We start from the raw sequence: 20418 nt of genomic DNA, 5'->3' as shown, positions 1-20418 counted from the left end.
GTCTTTGCAAAGCTTTCATACACTGACAATTTGCCAGATGTTACAAATGACATTCCTCGTTACATTTCTGTACCAAGGTCAGGTTGTGAACCTGGATTGTTTGCTTAAACTAATAGTACTTATTTAAAGAATACATTAAGGACTCTATGATGATTATCGGAAACGGAAGTAAGTTAATCAGAGCCGGCCTGCTGGCTTCTACCCTTTTGGTGTGTAGCGGTATCACGGCTGCTAACGGTTTTGCGGATGATACGGTTTCGTCGAATGCTGCGGACCAGCAGGAAATAGAAAACATCGAAGTGACCGGAACACCATCACGAGCGTATTTTGAAAACTAGGTAGAGTCTACCGAACTGAGTTTTTATGAACGCTTTAATGAACTGACGACCAAAAGTCAGTTTAAGATGAGTTGTCGAAACGAAAAAAGCACCAGCTCACGGGTTATCCGGAAGGTTTGTCATCCCAAGTTTGCGCTGGATAAATTAAATGAAGAAACTCAGAAGGCCCGCCGCGCCGGCTCGCCACCGCCTACCATGGAGTTTATTCAAAGGTTGACCCGCAAGAAACAACAGGCTTATTACGCTTACACAGAAAAAGTGATTAAAGCGAATCCGGATCTGGCTAAGTTATTTGTTGAGATGGTTGATGCGCAGCGCGCTCTTAAGCGATACGAAGAACAGAACTAACCGGTTAGCAATCGGCCTTGGGCTGGCGATTTTCCTGAGCCTGATCGTTCGTCCTGGTCGGTGTTAGCGATGGGCTGATTTTTGGGTTTCACTGAATGTCCGCCAGTTTAGTGTGCTGGCGAGCATGATTTCTCTGAGGGTAAGGGTACGGGGCGATATCCGGCCTTTATGATTCCAGCTATGACCACAGCAGGCTGCGGTCATGATAGCTTTAGATGGTTTAACTAAGGTCAGTTTAATATTGGCATTTGTGCTAAACCGTGCAGGGCTTTCTACTGGTATCCCCGCGAAGTCAAACCAGCCAAACTTATTGACATGCAGCGTTTGGTTTTCGTGTTGCACGCGATCGATTGAATCCAGTTCGATGTGTTCATTATCAAATTCCTGGACCCTCACCGGGACCACTAATCCTACTTTAGCATGCTCGCTGAACCAGCTTAGGTTTTTTTCCTCATCACCGGTTCGGGCGGGACTTTTAGCGGCTTGTCTGGCTTGCCAGCTGGCATTGTGTTCATCAAGTTCCAATGGTACCGAGCCGGTTGCCAGAAAACGCGCCGTGCGATTAACATGATGACTTAGTCCGGCAATTTTGCGGCGTAACAGGTTTAGCTGATTAGGCCCTTGTTGGGCAAGTGTAAGAAGTTCGCGTTCGTACAATGCGTTGCACAACTCAGCGATAGTTCGTTGGGCTGTATCTGATTCGACTGTGCTAAAGAAGTCGGATTGGTGTGACGCTGGGTCTGATGGATGCGTCATAGCGTTCAAAAATGGGACGGTATCAAAAAGAGGGCGGACTATTGCCCGCCCACTTCAGATTACTGACCTTTGATCTCGCTACGGCCGTTGTAAGCTACTTTACCCGCCAGCGCTTCTTCGATGCGCAGTAACTGGTTGTACTTAGCAACACGGTCTGAACGACACAGTGAACCGGTTTTGATTTGGCCCGCTGCGGTACCTACTGCCAGGTCGGCAATGGTGGCATCTTCGGTTTCACCAGAGCGGTGTGAGATAACCGCGGTAAAGCCTGCATCTTTGGCCATCTTGATCGCTTCAAGGGTTTCGGTTAATGAACCGATTTGGTTGAATTTAATCAGGATAGAGTTACCGATACCGTTTTCAGTACCACGCTTCAGGATCTTGGTATTAGTTACGAACAGGTCGTCACCAACCAGTTGCACTTTATCACCAATTTTCTTGGTCAGGCTGGCCCAGCCATCCCAGTCGCTTTCATCAAGACCGTCTTCGATAGACACGATTGGGTACTGTTCACACAGCTCTGCCAGGTAGTCACCAAAGGCTTCTGAATCAAATGACTTGTCTTCACCAGACAGTACGTATTTGCCTTCTTTGTAGAATTCAGAGGCTGCGCAGTCGAGTGCCAGGGTAACGTCTTCGTTCATCTTGTAACCGGCTTTTTCTACCGCTTCAACGATAACTGCCAGGGCTTCTGCGTTTGAGCTCAGGTTAGGGGCAAAACCACCTTCATCACCAACGGCAGTATTGAGGCCTTTGGCGCTCAGTACTTTTTTCAGGTTGTGAAAGATTTCAGCCCCCATGCGCAGGGCTTCTTTAAAGCTCTTCGCGCCAACCGGCTGTACCATGAATTCCTGAATATCAACGTTGTTGTCGGCGTGCTCACCACCGTTGATGATGTTCATCATAGGTACCGGCATTGAGTACTGACCAGACGTGCCATTCAGGTCGGCAATATGCTCGTAAAGGGCAACGCCTTTCTCGGTAGCAGCGGCTTTGGCAACGGCCAGTGACACAGCCAGGATAGCATTCGCACCCAGGGTTTCTTTGTTTTCGGTGCCGTCCAGATCGATCATGGTTTTGTCGATGTCAGTTTGAGCCACTGGATCCATACCAATCAGGGCCGGTGCGATCTTCTCGTTTACTGCTGCTACGGCTTTTTCTACACCTTTACCCATGTAGCGGCCTTTATCGCCGTCGCGTAATTCCAGTGCTTCGCGTGAACCGGTAGAGGCACCAGATGGTGCACAGGCGCGACCCATAACACCTGAGTCTAAATATACGTCTGCTTCTACCGTGGGGTTACCACGAGAGTCCAGAATTTCACGTCCAATGATACGCGAGATCTTCGCCATTTTTTCTTCCTCAACAATAATGGTGGCACTGCGGGAGTAACAGTGCCGGGTTTTATTAAATTAGTGATTTTCTTTTTGGTACGATTGCGCCGCTGCGACAAAGCCGGTAAATAGCGGATGTCCGTCACGCGGTGTAGAAGTAAATTCCGGGTGGAACTGACCTGCTACAAACCATGGATGGTCTGGCAACTCGATAACTTCTACCAGGCGCTTGTCGGTGGATAATCCACTGACCTTCAGGCCCGCCGCTTCAATTTGATCGCGCAGGTTGTTGTTTACTTCGTAACGGTGACGGTGACGCTCGTATATTTCTTCATTGCCGTAGGCTGCGTGAACTTTGCTGCCTGGGATCAGGTGGCAAAGCTGGCTACCTAAACGCATGGTACCGCCCAGATCGGAGGATTCGTCGCGAGTTTCGGTACTACCGTCAGAGTCGAGCCATTCGGTAATCAAACCGACCACCGGGTATGGTGTGTTTGGATCAAACTCAGTACTGTTGGCGTTTTCCATACCAACCACGTTGCGGGCAAATTCAATCAGTGCTACCTGCATACCTAAACAAATGCCTAAATATGGAACTTTGTTTTCACGGGCGTAACGGGCAGCGGCAATTTTGCCTTCGATGCCGCGCTCACCAAAGCCGCCGGGGACCAGAATGGCATCCAGGTTTTCCAGAATCTGAGTACCTTTTGATTCGATATCCTGAGAGTCCACATAATGGATATTCACCGTCAGGCGGTTTTTCAGGCCAGCGTGTTTAAGCGCTTCGTTAACCGACTTATAAGCGTCGGGCAATTCAACGTATTTACCGACCATGCCGATGTTAACTTCACCAACCGGGTTAGATTCTGCATAGAGTACTTGTTCCCATTCGGTCAGGTCGGCTTCCGGACAATCCAGTTGGAAACGGTCAACAACCAGCTGATCCAGGCCCTGGGCTTTAAGTGCCGCTGGAATGCGGTAAATGCTATCCACATCTTTTAATGAGATAACCGCTTTGTCAGCAACGTTAGTGAACAGCGCAATCTTAGAACGCTCTGACACAGGCATGGCACCCACAGAACGGCACACCAGGATATCTGGCTGAATACCAATTGAGCGTAGCTCTTTAACACTGTGTTGGGTCGGTTTAGTTTTTAACTCGCCTGAAGCTGGCATGTAAGGCACTAAGGTTAAGTGCATGAACATAGCATGTTCTCGACCTACTTCGGTGCCTAACTGACGGATGGCTTCGATAAATGGTTGTGACTCGATGTCACCCACGGTACCGCCCACTTCAACGATAGCCACATCATGGCCTTGTGCACCGTCGATAACCCGGCGTTTAATCTCGTTGGTGATATGCGGGATAACCTGAATAGTAGCACCCAGGTAATCGCCGCGACGCTCGCGACGTAATACCTCTTCGTAAACCCGTCCGGTGGTAAAGTTATTGCGTTTGGTCATACGGGTGCGAATAAAACGCTCGTAGTGACCTAAGTCGAGATCTGTTTCTGCTCCATCATCAGTAACAAAAACCTCGCCATGCTGAATGGGGCTCATGGTACCTGGATCAACGTTAATATACGGATCCAGCTTAAGCATGGTCACGGTGAGACCGCGTGCTTCAAGGATAGCGGCAAGGGATGCAGCAGCAATGCCTTTACCAAGCGATGAAACAACACCACCGGTGACGAAAATATAGTTTGTCATGCGAAACCTAAGACGTTGGGTTATATTTTTGGGTAAAACGTTGTTTTTAAACAACACTGTAGACGGCGCAACAGTATACCCAATATGGCGCTTTCACACAATTATAACAGCTCTAAAAGATACTGTTTCCTGGTGTTTTATACAAGAGTGCTGATTTTAAACGACTTCCCTTGTGAAGAAGTCGTTTAAGCCCGTTTGAAATTGCTGTGTGGAGGAGGATTTTTATGATTTTAGCTGTTTTAATTCGTAAATCAGCGCTAAGGCTTGTTTTGGCGTAAGTTCATCGGGATCGATATCCTCGAACGCTTGTTCCAGGGCGCTTGGTTCTGCCGGTAACAGTGAGGGCTGAGCTGGCTGGGATGCCGGTTCAGAATGATATCCGGCTATGTCTCCGGATACGCTATGCTGGCTTTCCAGGGATTTTAATCGCGCTTTTGCAGCGCTGATGACGGCCTTGGGTACCCCGGCTAGCTGGGCCACCTGTAATCCGTAACTTTTACTGGCTGCACCCACTTCTACCGAGTGCATAAAGCGAATAGTATCGTCATGCTCAATCGCATCAAGATGCAAATTCTGCACGCCTTTTAACGTGTGAGTGAGTTCCGTCAGCTCGAAATAGTGAGTGGCAAATAAGGTAAATGCCTGTAACTGAGTGGCGAGATACTCAGCGCAGGCCCAGGCCAGTGATAAACCATCATAGGTACTGGTACCGCGGCCAATTTCATCCATTAACACCAGTGAATATGGCGTTGCATTGTGCAGGATATTCGCTGTTTCGGTCATTTCGACCATGAAGGTAGAGCGGCCGGAGGCTAAATCGTCTGATGCGCCAATACGGGTAAATATCTTATCAATCGGACCAATACTGGCTTGCTGAGCCGGAACATAACTGCCAATGTAAGCTAACAGCACAATAAGGGCAGTCTGCCGCATAAAGGTAGATTTACCGCCCATGTTTGGTCCGGTTATGATTTTAATCCGTGAATCCTTATCCATATCCAGCGGGTTAGGAATAAACGGTGAATCCATCACGTATTCCACCACCGGATGGCGGCCCTGGCTGTAAGTCACGCCCGGTATGTCGGACAACGTCGGACAATGGTATTCCAGCGTTTCAGCCCGTTCAGCCAGAGTAACCATTACGTCCAGTTTGGCTAGCGCGGCTGCTGAAGTGATTAGTGCGTCAAGTTGCGGGTTAATCAGCTCAAACAGTTCTTCGTACAGGCGCTTTTCCAGTGCCAGGGCCCGGCTTTGCGAGGTGAGCACTTTGTCTTCATGTTCTTTGAGTTCCGGCGTGATATAGCGCTCGTTGTTTTTTAGTGTTTGACGACGAATGTAGCTGGCCGGTACCAGATGGCTGTTGGCCCGGGACACTTCGATAAAGAAGCCGTGAACTTTGTTATAGCCCACTTTAAGCGTACTGATCCCCGTTTCTTCCCGCTCGCGTGTTTCTATCTGGCGTAATAATTCGGTAGCGCCATCAGATAGGTCGCGTAATTCATCCAGCTCGGCATTGTAGCCGGGGGCAATTACACCACCATCGCGGATGACCACAGGGGGGTTGTCAATAATAGCCCTGTCGAGCAGATCGGCGAGTTCAGGGAATTCGCCAATCTCGTTACTCAATGCTTTGATTAACCGAGCCTCGTAGGGTTTTAAATCTTGTTGTAATGCCGGCAGCGCCGTAAGCGCATTTTTGAGGCGGGCAAAGTCCCGGGGGCGGGCTGAACGCAGCGCCAGGCGGGCCATGATCCGTTCGATATCGCCAATTTGTTTAAGCTGATGGGTTAGCGACGGATAATCACCCTGAATAAAATCGCCAATCGCCTGCTGTCGGGCTTTCAGTTCGTTTCGGTCGGTAATCGGTGCGTGTAAAAAGCGCTGCAACAGTCGGCTACCCATGGCCGTAGCGGTTTTGTCGAGAACCGCAAACAGTGTATGTTCGGTACCACCAGAGAGGTTGCGGGTAAGCTCCAGGTTTTTGCGCGTTGCTGCATCTAACTGCACGCGGTTGGATTGTTGCTCCAGCGTAAGCGCGCGGATGTGCGGCAGGGCAGTGCGCTGGGTATCCTTAACATATTGCAGAATACAGCCCGCCGCGCTGATTGCGAGAGACACGTTATTTAACCCGAAACCACTGAGTTCCCGGGTACCAAACTGGCTGTTTAACTGCTGCTCTGCCGTCTGCTGGTCAAATTCCCATTCAGGGCGACGGCGTAAACCTTTAATATGGTCTATCTTAGACAGCCATTCAAAACCCTCAGGATACAGTAATTCGGCCGGGTGTAAGCGTTGCAACTCGGCACTTAACATATCGCTGCCGCCAAATTCGCTTACCAGAAAGCGACCACTGGTGATGTCCAGCCAGGCCAGACCAAATTTATCTTTTACGCTGTATACCGCGGCCAGTACGTTATCCTGACGCTCATCCAGTAATGCCTCGTCGGTAACCGTACCTGGCGTAACAATGCGCTGAACCTGACGTTCTACCGGGCCTTTGCTGGTGGCAGGATCGCCGACCTGTTCGCAAATTGCCACTGATTCTCCCATTTTTACCAGTCGGGCCAGGTAACTTTCTACAGCGTGATAAGGCACCCCGGCCATAGGAATGGGTTCGCCGCCGGATTTACCGCGCGCTGTCAGAGAGATGTCCAGTAATTCTGCCGCCCGCTTGGCATCGTCATAGAACAATTCATAAAAATCGCCCATCCGGTAAAACAATAAAATTTGGGGGTGCTGCGCCTTAATATTCAGGTATTGGCGCATCATTGGCGTGTGTGATTCCAAGAATGCCTCAGCTTGCTGTTACTTGCGATTGTTGGTTTGACCACGGCATAATACTGCCATGATGTAATGAGTGTATTATTCCTATGAGCCAGTCATTTTCAACTCTTTCGCGACAGCAACTGGATATAAATGTATTAGCCGCACAGATTTTTGCCATTGGTGACGTTCTGCGACAAAGGGGCTGGACAGTTTCTTGCGCTGAATCCTGTACCGGTGGTGGTATTGCTTATGCGCTGACATCGGTGGCGGGCAGTTCAGACTGGTTCAGGCAAAGTTTTGTGACCTATTCCAATACCGCCAAACACGCTCTGGTGGGAGTTGAGCAAGCGACGCTGGAACAATTCGGTGCGGTATCGTCACAGGTTGTGCTGGAGATGGCCGAAGGAACAGCACGCGAGGCGCAGGCGGAATGCGCGCTAGCCGTCAGCGGTATAGCCGGCCCCGGTGGAGGCAGCACAGAAAAACCTGTAGGAACCGTCTGGTTTGGCATTCATATTGACGGTAAGACCGATTCGGTTGTGCAACAGTTTGATGGTGATCGGGAGGCGGTGCGAACCCAGGCTATCGCCTTTGCTATTGCAACACTGCACCACAGACTAGTTGACGCCAATTGATATCATGGTGAAATAAAGAAAAGGTAAAATGCATATTGCACTGTATAATCGTACAGTATATTATGCAGTCAGATTTGAGCGCTGCCTGGCTTTTCGATTGCTTTAATAAAAGTAACCAAACAGGCAATGCAAACAGTAAAGAATAATGAGGGTTTTGTGGTGGACGACAATAAATCTAAAGCACTATCGGCAGCGGTCGGTCAAATTGAAAAGCAATTTGGTAAAGGCGCTATTATGCGTTTGGGTGATAACCAGGCAATGGACATTGAGTCTATTTCAACCGGATCACTCAGTATTGATATTGCGTTAGGTATTGGCGGCCTGCCATGTGGTCGTGTAGTAGAAATCTACGGTCCGGAATCGTCAGGTAAAACAACTCTTACCCTGCAGGTTATTGCTGAAGCACAGAAGAAAGGTAAAACCTGTGCGTTTGTTGATGCTGAGCACGCGTTGGATCCGGTTTACGCAGAAAAACTGGGCGTAAACATTGATGACCTGCTGGTGTCACAGCCAGATACTGGTGAACAAGCACTGGAAATCTGCGATATGCTGGTTCGTTCTGGCGCGGTAGACGTAGTCATTGTTGACTCGGTAGCGGCATTAACACCAAAAGCTGAGATTGAAGGCGATATGGGGGATTCTCACGTAGGTCTTCAGGCACGTCTGATGTCACAGGCTCTGCGTAAGCTTACCGGTAACATTAAGCGTTCTAATACGCTGTGTATCTTTATCAACCAGATTCGTATGAAGATTGGTGTGATGTTTGGTAACCCGGAAACCACTACTGGTGGTAACGCGCTTAAGTTTTATGCCTCGGTTCGACTGGATATCCGCCGGATTGGTTCGGTGAAAGAGGGCGACGAAGTAGTAGGTAACGAAACCCGGGTGAAAGTGGTTAAAAACAAAGTTGCCCCGCCGTTTAAACAGGCCGAGTTCCAAATTATGTACGGTGAAGGTATCTGTAAAGAAGCTGAGCTAATTGATTTAGGCGTAAAACAAAAACTGGTAGATAAAGCCGGTGCCTGGTACAGCTACAATGGCGATCGAATTGGTCAGGGTAAAGCCAACGTGGTGAAATTCCTGAAAGAGCATACCGATATCGCGGATGATATTGAAAAGAAAATTCGCGCCGAACTGTTGCTGAGCAAAAATATTAAAGCTGATGACGTAGAGCCGGAAGACGCCCTGTAGTCACGGTAGTATCAATTTCAACACACGTTGAAACACCCCCCTATAAGCCCAACTTATAGTTTAGCCCATCCGCTTGGATGGGCTTTTTTATATATGCATATATGAATATTTATTGAAAGATATTTGTGATTAATGTAAACATTGGCCAACTAAGAAGTTAGCCGTTTATCAATAACATGGAACGCCATACCTTATCGCAGTCTGGTTTTACGCTAATCGAATTAATAACCGTGATAATATTGTTGGGCGTGTTATCGGTGACTGCGTTACCTCGATTTGTCAATATTCAGGATGATGCCCTGGCGGCATCGGTTCAGGGAACTGCGACCGCGTTTGAGGCAGCCGTAAAATTGGCTCACCTTAAATGGGCGGTAGGTGGCAATAACGGTCCGGTAGATAATCTGGATTTATATGGAAATGGCCTGAATGAGATGGACATGAACGCGAATGGCTGGCCAGTTCAAAGTTATCCGCCCTATGAAGCCAACCCCTTGCTGGATAATGCCTGGGACTGCACATCGGTGTGGGGAGCTCTGTTACTGGATGGTTCGCCAACAGTAGCTGAGAATACATCGGCAGATTATCAGGCAACCTATTCTGCCAACACCTGTACCTTTTATTTGGTAGACCAGCCCGCCTATTCTATTTTTTATGATTCAAACACTGGTCAGGTTACGGTCGATGTAACGCTTTAGATATGTTCTTCAATGCCGGGAAACGCCTGTTTCCAGTTATCCGGCACTTTACCTTGCAGTACATAAGAATAAGCAAGCAATTCAGCAATAACGAAATACAGTGATTCAGGGATTGACTGGCCCAAATCCAGGGTGGCAAGGAACTCACTTAAATAAGGATCTTCGTGAATTAAAACGCCATGTTCCCGGGCGCTGGCAATTATCGCTTCGGCAAGATCATCATAGCCTTTTGCTACAATGACAGGAGCTTTGGAAGACTCAGCTTCATTGTATTTTAAACCTACTGCACGTTTACTTTTACTTTTCATGCCTGTGTTTCCAGAATTTGGTAAGGGCGACTTGCCAGCGTATCAGGAATTTTGCCCAATTGAAGTTTATGTTCTTCAACATGCAGACCGAGTTGTTTAAAGCGTTTTAGTAAATAGGGCAGGGTCAGGCCAACCTTTTCAAGCAATGATTGGTTTGAAGAGTAAATATCCAGATACAACTGTTCCTGTGAAATTCTCGCTTTAGTCAAGAGTTCACCTTGTTCACCAATGTCCAGTTTCATGGTGAGGTGCCACTGAGTATGTGAACTTTCAGTTTCCTGCTCTTTTGGTTGTTCTCGTTCGCGGCGAATCAGTATTTCGGCAGGGCGCTGTTCGGGTAATAGTCCTGGTAAAGCATAGTAAAAACTATCCTGACCCTGCAAAGCTTGTTCTAAGTTCCTGAGTTTGGCGCTCTGATGTCCGGCCAGGAGCCCCTTGAGCTGTTTAAGCAGGTTTTGCTGGGCGTCAAGCTGGGCAAATTCCCGTACTTGTCGCCCTGATATGGCGCTTAGAATGCCACCGGCAACATTGCCGGAAGCCCCTCCGGGCTGATTGCCTGCTTTTAATTTACTGAGCACTTGCTCTATATCATCCTGGCTTTTGAAATGCCGACCGAGCAAGGAAACCTGTAATAACTGAATCAATCCATTCAGGAAGTTTTGCCCCGATGGCGGGTTGCTTAATGTCTGAGCCGTTTGCAGCCAGGCTGAAGACGTCATTAATTGCTTTATGGCAGCGTTCTGGGGTAGTGATTCCTGTGCAACGGCCGATTTTGTCACCGGCGCTTCACCATCGTTACTCAACTTTTCTTTTACAGTAGTTTGCGTAGTGGAATCCTGCATTCCGGTCATCCCTAGTTGCAACTGCTCAACTAAAGCGCTTAATGGCTTGTTCATTGAAGGATTGGCCGATACCAGCTTTAAAATAGTGGTAGATAAAGCAGCAAGGTTAGGTAACTGCGGCTCGGTGTTAACCATATTGAGCCGACTAGCGGAACGGACAAACTGCTCCAGTGAAGCTTTAACCTCGGGAGGAAGTTGCTGCAACTTATGTTTGGCGATGTTTTCCGGTTCGTTGGTCACTGTCTGAGAGGCTGATTGTGGAGACTGTCTGCCTGAACTCGCGGGGGCCGCGCCAGACAACGCGGTATTCCCTGATAAACTGTGAGACTGAATAGGTATATCTGATTTCGCGCCGGGTGATACCTGCATGGTTTTTATTTCAACCTGCGGGATCCGGTTACCCTGATTGATTTGCAGATTAAGCTGATTTGCACTGGTGGTACTGACGTTGGGTAACTGGCGGATGAGTGCTTTATCTGATGTCAGTGCTACCCCGGATAACTGGGCAGTATGACCTGCAATAGTCAGCTCATTGCCTTTGACGGCAACTTGTACTGGCATGGTTGGCGTTAACTGTTGCATAGGCCTGAACGTTTCTGCTGGTAAAGTCTGTTTGGCCCACCTGAGCAAAGGTTGAACATCTGTCGTCACGGCCTGTTGCTGCATCACAGCCTGAGTCAGTTTAGTGACTGGCACTGACTCTGTGGGCAGGCGGACAGTCATAATAGGATTATTGACCGGAGGCGCGGCTGATGCCACTTTGGCAGCCTGAGCGTGCGTTGGTGACATTACCTGCGGCGTAATATGTACTTCCCAGTGTGAGGATTTAGGCACCAGAGTCAGGGTTACCTTAGCGGGCAAATCCACAGAGGGACTAATGTTTGTGACTGTTGTTCGGGAGGCAGCGGATTGTGCCGTTTTATTGTCCACCGGGATATCAGCAATCTGCGTTTTAGGCGAACCAACACTGACACGAAGGACTGATTCGTCTTGCCGAATAATGCTGGCAGGTAATTCAATTCGGCTTGAAACTGAACGGGACAGGACATTCATCAAGGATTGGAACGCGACCTCAGACAGCTGGGTTTTTAATGTTTCCGGCAGCAGGCGGAGCAGAGATAAGTGTTCACTTTTTGTTGCCAGGTCTGGTAATAATGATTGCAGGGTAACTGGTTGAGGCTGACTGACTCTAAGCTGCGTGGTTGCCGGCAGGTTAGCTAATAATAAACTTTCTTTGCCTGCTAAGCGTATTGCCGGTGATATTTGCAGGCCTTGCTGGTTATTGAGTCTGAACAGCGAGGTTGTTAATGCCTGCGATGATTGCAATGCACTTGCCGGTACCGGAGTTTGTAATGGTTGTAAAATCTGTGCCACACGCGAAAGCGCCGGAATTGAATCCGGGGAAGGAACCTGATTCTGAGTGCTACGGTTTACCTCAATCGGTATTTGTGGTGGCAGATTTGAAGAGTGCATAAGGTGTTATCGACCGTTGCTTTGATCATTTAAGTATAATGTCAATGATGCCAAAGATTGAAATAGATCAGAAATTTGCTGTTCGGTCTATTGGGTAAGATGCGAACTTTACGGTTTGTGATAGAATGCGGCGGATTTTTTTGTAACAGAACGGGATAAATCTTGGCAGGACTTGCTGCAGACAACTTAACCTGTATAAAACGCGACAGAGTCTTGTTTACCGATCTGTCCTTTGCGTTATTGCCTGGCAGGCTCATTTATTTACGTGGTCCCAATGGTGCAGGCAAAACCAGTTTATTAAGAATACTGACCGGACTTTCTGCGCCAGATGCCGGGGAGTTGTCGCTTGACGGCCAGCCGCTGGAGAGGCAGCGGGACACATTCAATCAGCAACTGATTTACGTCGGTCACAAGGCTGGCCTTAACGGTGCGTTAACCGCGATGGAAAATCTGCGCTTCTGGTGCGCTCAGCATGGTGCCGAGTTTGTTCCGGCTGATACTTATCGCGTATTGGCATTACTTGGCCTGGTGGGACTCGAAGAAGTGCCGGTGAGAATGTTATCGGCAGGGCAACAACGTCGGGTGGCGTTATCCCGGTTATGGCTAAAAAAAGCGACGTACTGGATACTTGATGAACCTTTTACTGCACTTGATACCGATGGTATTGCCTTGCTCGAAAAGCACATGCGCCAGCACGTAGCCCAAAACGGCGCCATTATTACGACTTCCCACCAACCATTGAGTGACCTGGCGGGTCCAATGGAAGAATTAGTCCTGGAGTATCGGCTATGAACGGGTTGTATCAGGGGATCTTCAAACGGGATATCGCTCTGGCATTTCGGCAACGCTCGGAACTAGCTCAGCCGCTGATGTTTTTGCTTATGGTGATCACGTTATTTCCGTTAGGTATTGGTCCCGGGCCAATGACACTGCAAAAAATTGGTCCCGGTGTTATCTGGATTGCCGCGATTTTATCTTCTTTACTGGCCATGGAACGCATATTCCGTGACGATTTTTGGGATGGGTCGCTTGAGCAATATATGCTTAGCGGATTGCCAGTGTCGGCGATTGCCGGAGTAAAAGTACTGGTACACTGGTTGGTGAGTTTTCTGCCCCTGGCATTATTTTCTCCCTTGCTGGCACTATTTCTTAACCTTACTGTCGATATGTATGTTGCGCTGATGCTGACCCTGGTGCTGGGTACGCCGCTGCTGTCTTTAGTAGGAGCGATAGCGGTTGGTTTAACTGTTGGTTTGCAACGGGGCGGCGTGTTACTGGCTCTGCTACTGATTCCGGTGTTTATTCCGTTGCTGATTTTTGCCACCTCTGCGGTGGATTCTGCCGCGCTGCAATTACCTTATCGGGCACAACTTGCTATTATTGGCGCCATGCTGTTATTAGCCATGGCGGCTGCCCCCTTTGCTATAGCTTATGCACTAAAAGTGAGTCAAAACTGATGTGGAAGTGGTTACATCCGTACGCAAAACCAGAACGCGCCTATCAACTGTGCGTAACCCTGCAACCCTACTTTTTATGGCCGGGCATTCTTTGTCTGGTGATTGGTAGTATTTGGGGGTTGGCGTTTGCCCCGCAAGATTATCAGCAGGGTGATTCTTTTCGCATTATTTATATCCACGTCCCCAGCGCTATTTTATCCATGAGTACCTACACCGCTATGGCAGTAGCCGCATTAGTGGGGATTGTATGGCAATGGCGCACAGCATTTATGGCGATGATTGCCATGGCACCCATTGGCGCAGTGGTCACCTTTATCGCTTTATTTACCGGTGCAGCCTGGGGCAAACCTATGTGGGGAGCCTGGTGGGTATGGGACGCACGACTCACATCAGAACTGATTTTACTGTTTTTATATCTGGGCGTAATCGCGCTGTATGGCGCCTTTGAAGACAAACAGCAAGCCGGTAAAGCCGCGGGTGTTATGGCTCTGGTAGGCGTGGTCAATGTGCCGATTATTCACTATTCGGTTGAGTGGTGGAATACCCTGCATCAGGGCGCCACTATCAGTAAATTTGATAAACCCTCAATTGCCCCTGAAATGTTATGGCCGTTATTGATCGCTTTACTGGGGTTGGCCTTATTTATAGCAGCAGTGACCGTAATGCGCATGAAAAATGAAATTATCCGGCGAGAATATCATCGTCCCTGGGTTAAGGCTTTAGCGGCGCAAGCGCTGGGAGATAACCATGCAGTTTGACAACCTGGCAGATTTTTTTGCCATGGGCGGCTACGCCCTTTATGTGTGGCTATCGTTTGGTGTTTCGCTGTTAGCGCTCTTATGGATTGTGCTGGACAGTGCGGCAACACATAAAAAATTACTGAAAACGGCGCAGAGTGAACAAGCCAGACAGGCTCGTATCGACGCTGCTCGTAAAGCTAAACCGATTAATTCAGAATCCGAACAGGCAGGTAGTTAAAACTTATGAATCCAAGACGACAAAAACGACTCGCAGCCGTTGGCGGTATTGGTTTATTAATTGTTGGCGCAATCACGCTTATGCTGTTCGCCCTGACTGACAACATCGATTTATTTTATACCCCTTCTGAGATTGTTGAAGGGAAAGACGGCGTAAAACCCACGGTTGGCCAGCGTTTACGTATTGGAGGCATGGTTGTGCCCGGTACGGTAAACCGTGATAACGAATCTCTGGCGGTGAGTTTTAATCTGATTGATACCGGACCACAGGTGACGGTTCGATATGCGGGAATTTTGCCGGATTTATTTCGTGAAGGGCAGGGTATTGTGGCAACGGGTGTGCTGCAGGAAAACGGCATAATTGAAGCCGAAGAAGTGCTGGCAAAGCACGACGAAGAATATATGCCGCCTGAACTGGCTGAAAAAATGAAAGGTATAAAGCACGTTAATCCGAATCAAGGAAATACCGAGTCGTGATCCCGGAAATAGGTAATATTGCTGTTGCACTGGCGTTAGTAACGTCAATTTTGTTAGCGGTCTATCCGCTGTGGGGGGCATTTAAAGGCCACGGTGCCATGATTGGTACCGCCCGCCCTCTGGCCATCGCGATGTTTGGTTTTACCGCGCTCGCTTTTGTCTGTTTGGTTTATGCCTTTGTTACCGACGATTTTTCTGTCGCCTATGTCGCTCAGCACTCCAACAGCCGTTTGCCGGTTTATTATAAAGTGACGGCGGTGTGGGGAGGCCACGAAGGATCGTTTTTGCTGTGGGTCCTTATGTTATCGTTATGGACGGTAGCCGTAGCCCTGTTTAGTCGCGGTATTCCCCAAATTATGATTGCCCGGGTGCTGTCCGTACTGGGCATGGTCGCAATCGGCTTTTATCTGTTTATCTTATTAACGTCGAACCCATTCGACAGCATGTTGCCCTATTTCCCGGTTGATGGACGGGATCTTAACCCTTTATTGCAGGATTTTGGCATGATTATCCATCCGCCAATGCTGTACATGGGGTATGTAGGTTTTTCCGTCGCCTTTGCTTTTGCCGTCTCTGCGTTATTGTCAGGACAGTTGGATTCGACCTGGGCGCGTTGGTCCCGTCCCTGGGTTATTGCCGCATGGAGCTTCTTATCTGTAGGTATTGCACTGGGAAGCTGGTGGGCTTATTACGAACTTGGCTGGGGAGGCTGGTGGTTTTGGGATCCGGTAGAAAATGCCTCGTTTATGCCATGGTTAGTGGGTACCGCGCTAATGCATTCTCTGGCGGTGACGGAAAAACGAAAAGCCTTTAAGTCATGGACAGTGCTGCTGGCTATTGCCGCGTTTTCGTTAAGTTTACTTGGTACCTTCCTGGTCCGTTCTGGCGTAATCGTATCGGTGCATTCTTTTGCCAGCGATCCGGCCCGGGGATTATTTATTCTGGGTATCCTGGTGATTCTGACCGGTGTAAGCCTGGTACTTTATGCCCTGCGGGCACAACAGCTTAAAAGTCCCGGGCGCTACCAACTGTTTTCCCGTGAAGTGTTGCTGATGGGAAATAACGTGTTCCTGTGTGCGGCTACACTGGTTGTTCTACTGGGAACACTGCTGCCATTGGTGCATAAAGAGTTGGGGCTTGGGTCTATTTCGATTGGTGCGCCGTTTTTTAATCAAATGTTCACGTTTTTGATTGTGCCATTTGTGCTGTTTCTGGGGTTAGGCCCATTAACCCGTTGGAAACATCAGCCAGTCTCTCAGGTGCAAAAGACTTTGTTGATTGCTTTTGGTTTAAGTATCAGTGCTGGTGTACTGATTAATTTTACCTATGACGCGCCAACCTATATGGCGGCGTTGGGGCTGGTGTTGAGTGCGTGGATTCTGATTACGACAATACTGGAAGTGATGCAACGACTGGCCTCCATGGATGCTACCGAGACTATTACCCATCGCCTGGCCAAGCTGACGCCGAGCCACTGGGGGATGATCCTTGGTCACCTGGGTTTTGCCGTCACACTCATCGGTATTACCTTAGTGAGCAACTATGAGGTAGAGCGCGATGTGCGGATGGTGCCTGGTGAATCGGTGACATTATCCGGCTATGAATTTGCATTTCGTAGAATTGAGCAAAGAAACGGGCCAAATTATACCGCCGATGTTGGTATATTTGATGTATACGCCGGGGGCGAGAAGCTGGTACACCTGGAGCCGGAGAAGCGTTTGTATCTGGTTCAGCGAATGCCAATGACGGAAGCCGGCATATATTCAACGGTATTTCGCGATCTGTTTATTGCGCTGGGTGAGCCGTTGGATGACGGAGCCTGGGCAGTACGGGTTTATATTAAACCTTTTGTTACCTGGATATGGGCTGGTGCGGTCATTATGGCGTTGGGCGGGATTTGCTCAATGAGTGATAAACGCTACCGGATGGCCAAAGTCGCCCGGTTTAAGTCAGCTGCATCAGCGGTAGCCGGTTCAATGGAGGCGAAGGCATGAAGAAGCTCTTCATTTTTGGCGTGCCACTGATTGCTTTTGTGATATTGGTAGTGTTTTTGTTCAGTGGCTTATTTTCCGATCCCAGAGAGCTGGATTCTCAGGTTAAGGGTAAAGCTGTGCCTGATTTTTCATTACCGGATTTGATGGCGCCAGAGATTACCTATACCCCCGAAGTATTTAGCGGCAAAGTGACTTTGCTCAATGTCTGGGGTGTTTGGTGCGTAACCTGTGCAGTAGAATTACCTTACCTCACTGAACTGACTCAGCAGGAAGGAATTAACATTGTTGGTCTTTATTTTGACCAGGATTTGGACCCTGAATTTGGTACGAAAACCTTAAACCGGGTGCAACAGGAAGTCAGGGATATCACCGGTCGTTTTGGTAATCCTTATGCGTTCCATATTTTCGACGTGTATCGTGACACCGCACTCGATTTAGGGGTAACCGGCGCGCCAGAGCATTTTTTAATCGATCACCACGGTGTGATCCGAATGCATCATGTCGGCGACATTAACGAACGTGTGTGGAATAACAAAGTGGGTCCGCTTTACCGTCAGTTAAAACAAGAGCTGGCCCAACAGAGTGGTGCTGAATGAAAAATCTGATTCTTGCGGTCCTGTTAGCCATTAGTGCCTCGGCCTGGGCCACCGAAGACAGTTATGAATTTGACAGCCCTGAGCAACGCCAGCTGTTTTTATCGTTAACCGAAGAACTGCGTTGCCCGATGTGTCAGAACCAGAATATCGCCGATTCTGATGCCATGATTGCCCATGATATGCGTCGCAAAGTGTATAACCTTGTCAGGCAGGGCAAAAGCGGTGATGAAGTGATTACTTACATGAAGTCACGCTATGGTGACTTTATCAGCTATAAACCGCCGGTGACGCCAGTGACCTTATGGTTGTGGCTGGCGCCACTGCTGTTTGCAGTACTCGCTTTTTTATTGGTGGTTAAAAGACGTAAATCTTCTCCGCCTGAAGATATGGCGGCCAAGCTGGCTAAAGCTGAGGCGATGTTGAAGCAGGATAATAAGTAATGTCATGGATTTTTGTTGCCGCTGTTGTGGTATTGATAGCTCTGTTAATCCTGATGGTAGTGTTGCCCTGGTTACGGGCAAGACCTGAGCAGGAAAATCTCACTCAGGCCAACGTAGCCGTAGTAAAACAACGCCTCAGTGAACTGCAAAGAGAAGTAGAGGAAGGCTTGCTCAGTGAGCAGGACATGCGTCAGGCCAGCGATGAGATTAAGATTTCGCTGGTAGAGGAACAGCAGAGTCAGGCTCAGGGCAAGGCAAACGCGTCGTTTATTTTAGCCTGTGGCGCTTTGTTAGCCATAGCTGTGGGCACAGTTGCGTATGTTAAGGCCAGTAATATCGGTCATTTAACAGATGCGCAGGCTGCTCTTGATGCGTTACCACAGCTCAGCAGTAAGTTAGCCGCAGGAGAAGGACAAAACTTTACGCCGGAAGATTTCCAGCAGTTAACGCTGGCTATTCGTAAACGCCTGCAGGACGAGCCTGAAGACGGGCAGGGCTGGATGTTTCTTGGTCGGATTTGGATGGCACTCAATCAAACCGACGAAGCCTACGCTGCGCTGGAGAAAGCCATACATTTTTCACCAGACGATGAAAATGTACGCATGACCTATGCCAGAGCACTGATGATGAGCGACGATAAGTCACATCTGGAAAATGCCCGGAGATTATTAACTTCTCTTATTGAACAGCAGCAAGACAACGATAACCTGGTGTTAATGCAGGCGGTGGTAGCGGGGCGTCTTGGTGATAAAACGTTGTTAGCCGGCAGTCTGCGGCAGTTGGAGGGTAAATTGCCAGCTGACAGCCCGATTGCCATGCAGCTCAATGAACGCCTGGCCAGCCTGAATGGTGAAACGCCAGTGGCTAAAGCGCTGACAGGATTTAATCTGACGGTAGAAATCAGTGAAGAACTGGCTGCGACTATTCCTCAGAACGCGTTTTTGTTTGTTTTCGCGCAGGATGCTAACAGTGACAACCGCATGCCTGCAGCGGTACTGAGGCTACCGCTGGATAAGCTGCCATTAACGGTAACGCTGACCAGCGAAAATGCCATGGCGCCGAATTACACGCTGGCACAGGTGACCAGCGCTCGTCTTATTGCCCGGATATCGGCCGATCAGGAGGCACCAGCCCAGCCTGGTGACCTTGAAGGAACCATTGAGGCACCCGTGCAAAGCGGTAAAGTTATCGACCAAACCATAGTAATCAACAAGGAACTGATGTGACATTATCTCTTCGTCGCTTTTCGTTATTTATCTTTTCTATCAGTGTATTGTTGCTGAGCGGGTGTGCCAGTAAAGACGCAGCTGACGAGCAGGCTCAGGCGAAGACAAACCAGCCCGTGGTGCAGGACTACTCTGACCCTCGTGACCCGCTGGAAAGTGTAAACCGCGTAGTGTGGGATTTTAACTGGGACATACTGGACAAATATCTGTTGCGTCCAGCCGCCAAAACTTACGTAGCGGTGATGCCTGGCTTTGCCAGAACCGGGCTTTCAAATGCGGTGGAAAACCTGTCTGAGCCCGCTAATATGCTCAACAACCTGCTGCAAGGTAAGATTGGCCCCTCTTTTGATAGCTTTACCCGCTTTATTATCAACTCAACAGTGGGTGTAGTCGGCATCTTTGATGTTGCCGGAGCAATGGGACTGGAACGTCAGGAGGAAGAGTTTGGTGAAACTCTCGGAAGCTGGGGGGTAGGAACTGGTCCGTTTGTGATGTTGCCGGCAGCCGGGCCGAGTGATCCCCGCAGTCTGGTTGGCGAGTATGTGGATAATCTGTATTTCCCTATGACCATTATGACCGGTAATCTGAATGTAATTCGTTTTACAGTACGTGCACTGGAAGCGCGAGCGCAGTTGTTGGGACAGGAAGGGCAAATCGAAGATGCCGTAGACCCCTATGAGCAGGTTAAAAATATCTATTTTCAAAACCTTGAGTTTCGGGTAACTGATGGCAAGAGCATAGAAACTCAGCCTGACGAAGCTGAAGCTGAGCAGTTTGATGAATTTGAATCATTATTTGACGATGTGGATTTGGAAAGTGATTCGTTGTCGGATACCGATAATAATTAACCAGAAG

At 48.8% G+C, this 20418-nt stretch carries 21 protein-coding genes; 15 read left to right on the top strand and 6 right to left on the bottom strand.

Going from position 1 to position 20418, the window contains the following annotated elements; translation table 11 throughout:
- Positions 1 to 146 precede the first annotated feature (146 nt).
- Together BFC17_RS19245 and BFC17_RS19240 are read left to right on the top strand one after the other, a co-directional pair.
- Entirely contained in the window at positions 147 to 338 is a 192-nt protein-coding gene (locus BFC17_RS19245; RefSeq protein ID WP_139142146.1) for a hypothetical protein, read from the top strand.
- Between the two features lie 66 nt (positions 339 to 404).
- A complete protein-coding gene (locus BFC17_RS19240; RefSeq protein ID WP_070178140.1) occupies positions 405 to 686 on the top strand; it encodes a hypothetical protein in 282 nt (93 codons plus the stop codon).
- A 63-nt stretch (positions 687 to 749) separates the two neighbouring features.
- On the opposite strand, the gene BFC17_RS19235 is transcribed toward BFC17_RS19240, so the two are convergent.
- The 4 genes from BFC17_RS19235 to mutS form a co-directional block, all read right to left on the bottom strand.
- On the bottom strand, positions 750 to 1442 hold the full coding sequence (locus BFC17_RS19235; protein WP_070178139.1) for a hypothetical protein: 693 nt from the start codon (positions 1440 to 1442) through the stop codon (positions 750 to 752).
- Between the two features lie 59 nt (positions 1443 to 1501).
- Positions 1502 to 2794: a phosphopyruvate hydratase gene (gene eno, locus BFC17_RS19230; RefSeq protein ID WP_070178138.1), complete on the bottom strand. Its 1293-nt coding sequence runs from the start codon at positions 2792 to 2794 to the stop codon at positions 1502 to 1504.
- A 60-nt stretch (positions 2795 to 2854) separates the two neighbouring features.
- Positions 2855 to 4486, bottom strand: a complete 1632-nt coding sequence (locus BFC17_RS19225) for a CTP synthase (RefSeq protein ID WP_070178137.1) — start codon at positions 4484 to 4486, stop codon at positions 2855 to 2857.
- Between the two features lie 222 nt (positions 4487 to 4708).
- Positions 4709 to 7255 (bottom strand): DNA mismatch repair protein MutS, encoded by a 2547-nt coding sequence (gene mutS, locus BFC17_RS19220; protein WP_070178136.1) that lies wholly within the window; start codon positions 7253 to 7255, stop codon positions 4709 to 4711.
- Between the two features lie 101 nt (positions 7256 to 7356).
- On the opposite strand from mutS, the gene BFC17_RS19215 reads away from it, so the two are divergent.
- The 3 genes from BFC17_RS19215 (at position 7357) to BFC17_RS22960 (ending at position 9773) form a co-directional block, all read left to right on the top strand.
- Positions 7357 to 7887: a CinA family protein gene (locus tag BFC17_RS19215; RefSeq protein WP_070178135.1), complete on the top strand. Its 531-nt coding sequence runs from the start codon at positions 7357 to 7359 to the stop codon at positions 7885 to 7887.
- A 159-nt stretch (positions 7888 to 8046) separates the two neighbouring features.
- The gene (recA, locus tag BFC17_RS19210; protein ID WP_070178351.1) at positions 8047 to 9078 is read left to right on the top strand and encodes a recombinase RecA; all 1032 of its coding nucleotides are present in this window, start codon (positions 8047 to 8049) and stop codon (positions 9076 to 9078) included.
- 176 nt (positions 9079 to 9254) lie between these two features.
- A complete protein-coding gene (locus BFC17_RS22960; RefSeq protein WP_070178134.1) occupies positions 9255 to 9773 on the top strand; it encodes a type II secretion system protein in 519 nt (172 codons plus the stop codon).
- Here the strand turns inward: BFC17_RS22960 and BFC17_RS19200 are convergent.
- Both BFC17_RS19200 and BFC17_RS19195 read right to left on the bottom strand, forming a co-directional pair.
- Positions 9770 to 10081, bottom strand: a complete 312-nt coding sequence (locus BFC17_RS19200) for an EscU/YscU/HrcU family type III secretion system export apparatus switch protein (RefSeq protein WP_070178133.1) — start codon at positions 10079 to 10081, stop codon at positions 9770 to 9772. The genes BFC17_RS22960 and BFC17_RS19200 overlap by 4 nt on opposite strands.
- Entirely contained in the window at positions 10078 to 12396 is a 2319-nt protein-coding gene (locus tag BFC17_RS19195; RefSeq protein ID WP_070178132.1) for a hypothetical protein, read from the bottom strand. The genes BFC17_RS19200 and BFC17_RS19195 overlap by 4 nt, the downstream gene beginning before the upstream one ends.
- A gap of 162 nt (positions 12397 to 12558) precedes the next feature.
- Here BFC17_RS19195 and ccmA point away from each other — a divergent pair, with 162 nt between their 5' ends.
- The 10 genes from ccmA to BFC17_RS19145 are packed head-to-tail and all read left to right on the top strand — an operon-like array spanning position 12559 to position 20411.
- A complete protein-coding gene (ccmA, locus tag BFC17_RS19190; protein WP_070178131.1) occupies positions 12559 to 13188 on the top strand; it encodes a cytochrome c biogenesis heme-transporting ATPase CcmA in 630 nt (209 codons plus the stop codon).
- Positions 13185 to 13853, top strand: coding sequence for a heme exporter protein CcmB (gene ccmB, locus BFC17_RS19185; protein WP_070178130.1), 669 nt, complete (start codon positions 13185 to 13187; stop codon positions 13851 to 13853). Before ccmA ends, ccmB begins: the two co-directional genes overlap by 4 nt.
- Positions 13853 to 14611 carry a heme ABC transporter permease gene (locus BFC17_RS19180; RefSeq protein ID WP_070178129.1) on the top strand — a complete coding sequence of 253 codons (759 nt, stop codon included), beginning with the start codon at positions 13853 to 13855 and terminating at the stop codon, positions 14609 to 14611. The genes ccmB and BFC17_RS19180 overlap by 1 nt, the downstream gene beginning before the upstream one ends.
- Positions 14601 to 14831, top strand: a complete 231-nt coding sequence (gene ccmD, locus BFC17_RS19175; protein ID WP_070178128.1) for a heme exporter protein CcmD — start codon at positions 14601 to 14603, stop codon at positions 14829 to 14831. Before BFC17_RS19180 ends, ccmD begins: the two co-directional genes overlap by 11 nt.
- A 5-nt stretch (positions 14832 to 14836) precedes the next feature.
- Entirely contained in the window at positions 14837 to 15307 is a 471-nt protein-coding gene (gene ccmE / locus BFC17_RS19170; RefSeq protein ID WP_070178127.1) for a cytochrome c maturation protein CcmE, read from the top strand.
- Positions 15304 to 17301: a heme lyase CcmF/NrfE family subunit gene (locus BFC17_RS19165; RefSeq protein ID WP_070178126.1), complete on the top strand. Its 1998-nt coding sequence runs from the start codon at positions 15304 to 15306 to the stop codon at positions 17299 to 17301. The genes ccmE and BFC17_RS19165 overlap by 4 nt, the downstream gene beginning before the upstream one ends.
- Positions 17298 to 17897, top strand: a complete 600-nt coding sequence (locus BFC17_RS19160) for a redoxin family protein (RefSeq protein WP_070178125.1) — start codon at positions 17298 to 17300, stop codon at positions 17895 to 17897. Before BFC17_RS19165 ends, BFC17_RS19160 begins: the two co-directional genes overlap by 4 nt.
- Complete coding sequence (locus tag BFC17_RS19155; protein ID WP_070178124.1) at positions 17894 to 18337, top strand: cytochrome c-type biogenesis protein; 444 nt, start codon at positions 17894 to 17896, stop codon at positions 18335 to 18337. Before BFC17_RS19160 ends, BFC17_RS19155 begins: the two co-directional genes overlap by 4 nt.
- Positions 18337 to 19563, top strand: coding sequence for a c-type cytochrome biogenesis protein CcmI (gene ccmI / locus BFC17_RS19150; protein WP_070178123.1), 1227 nt, complete (start codon positions 18337 to 18339; stop codon positions 19561 to 19563). The genes BFC17_RS19155 and ccmI overlap by 1 nt, the downstream gene beginning before the upstream one ends.
- Entirely contained in the window at positions 19560 to 20411 is an 852-nt protein-coding gene (locus BFC17_RS19145) for an MlaA family lipoprotein (RefSeq protein WP_070178122.1), read from the top strand. Before ccmI ends, BFC17_RS19145 begins: the two co-directional genes overlap by 4 nt.
- The last annotated feature ends 7 nt before the right edge of the window (positions 20412 to 20418 follow it).

The sequence above is a fragment of the Marisediminitalea lipolytica genome (assembly GCF_001758465.1).
Lineage (GTDB): Bacteria > Pseudomonadota > Gammaproteobacteria > Enterobacterales > Alteromonadaceae > Alteromonas > Alteromonas lipolytica.
The sequence above is the reverse complement of the archived record's forward strand: the minus strand, read 5'-3'. Positions and strand labels throughout refer to the sequence as shown.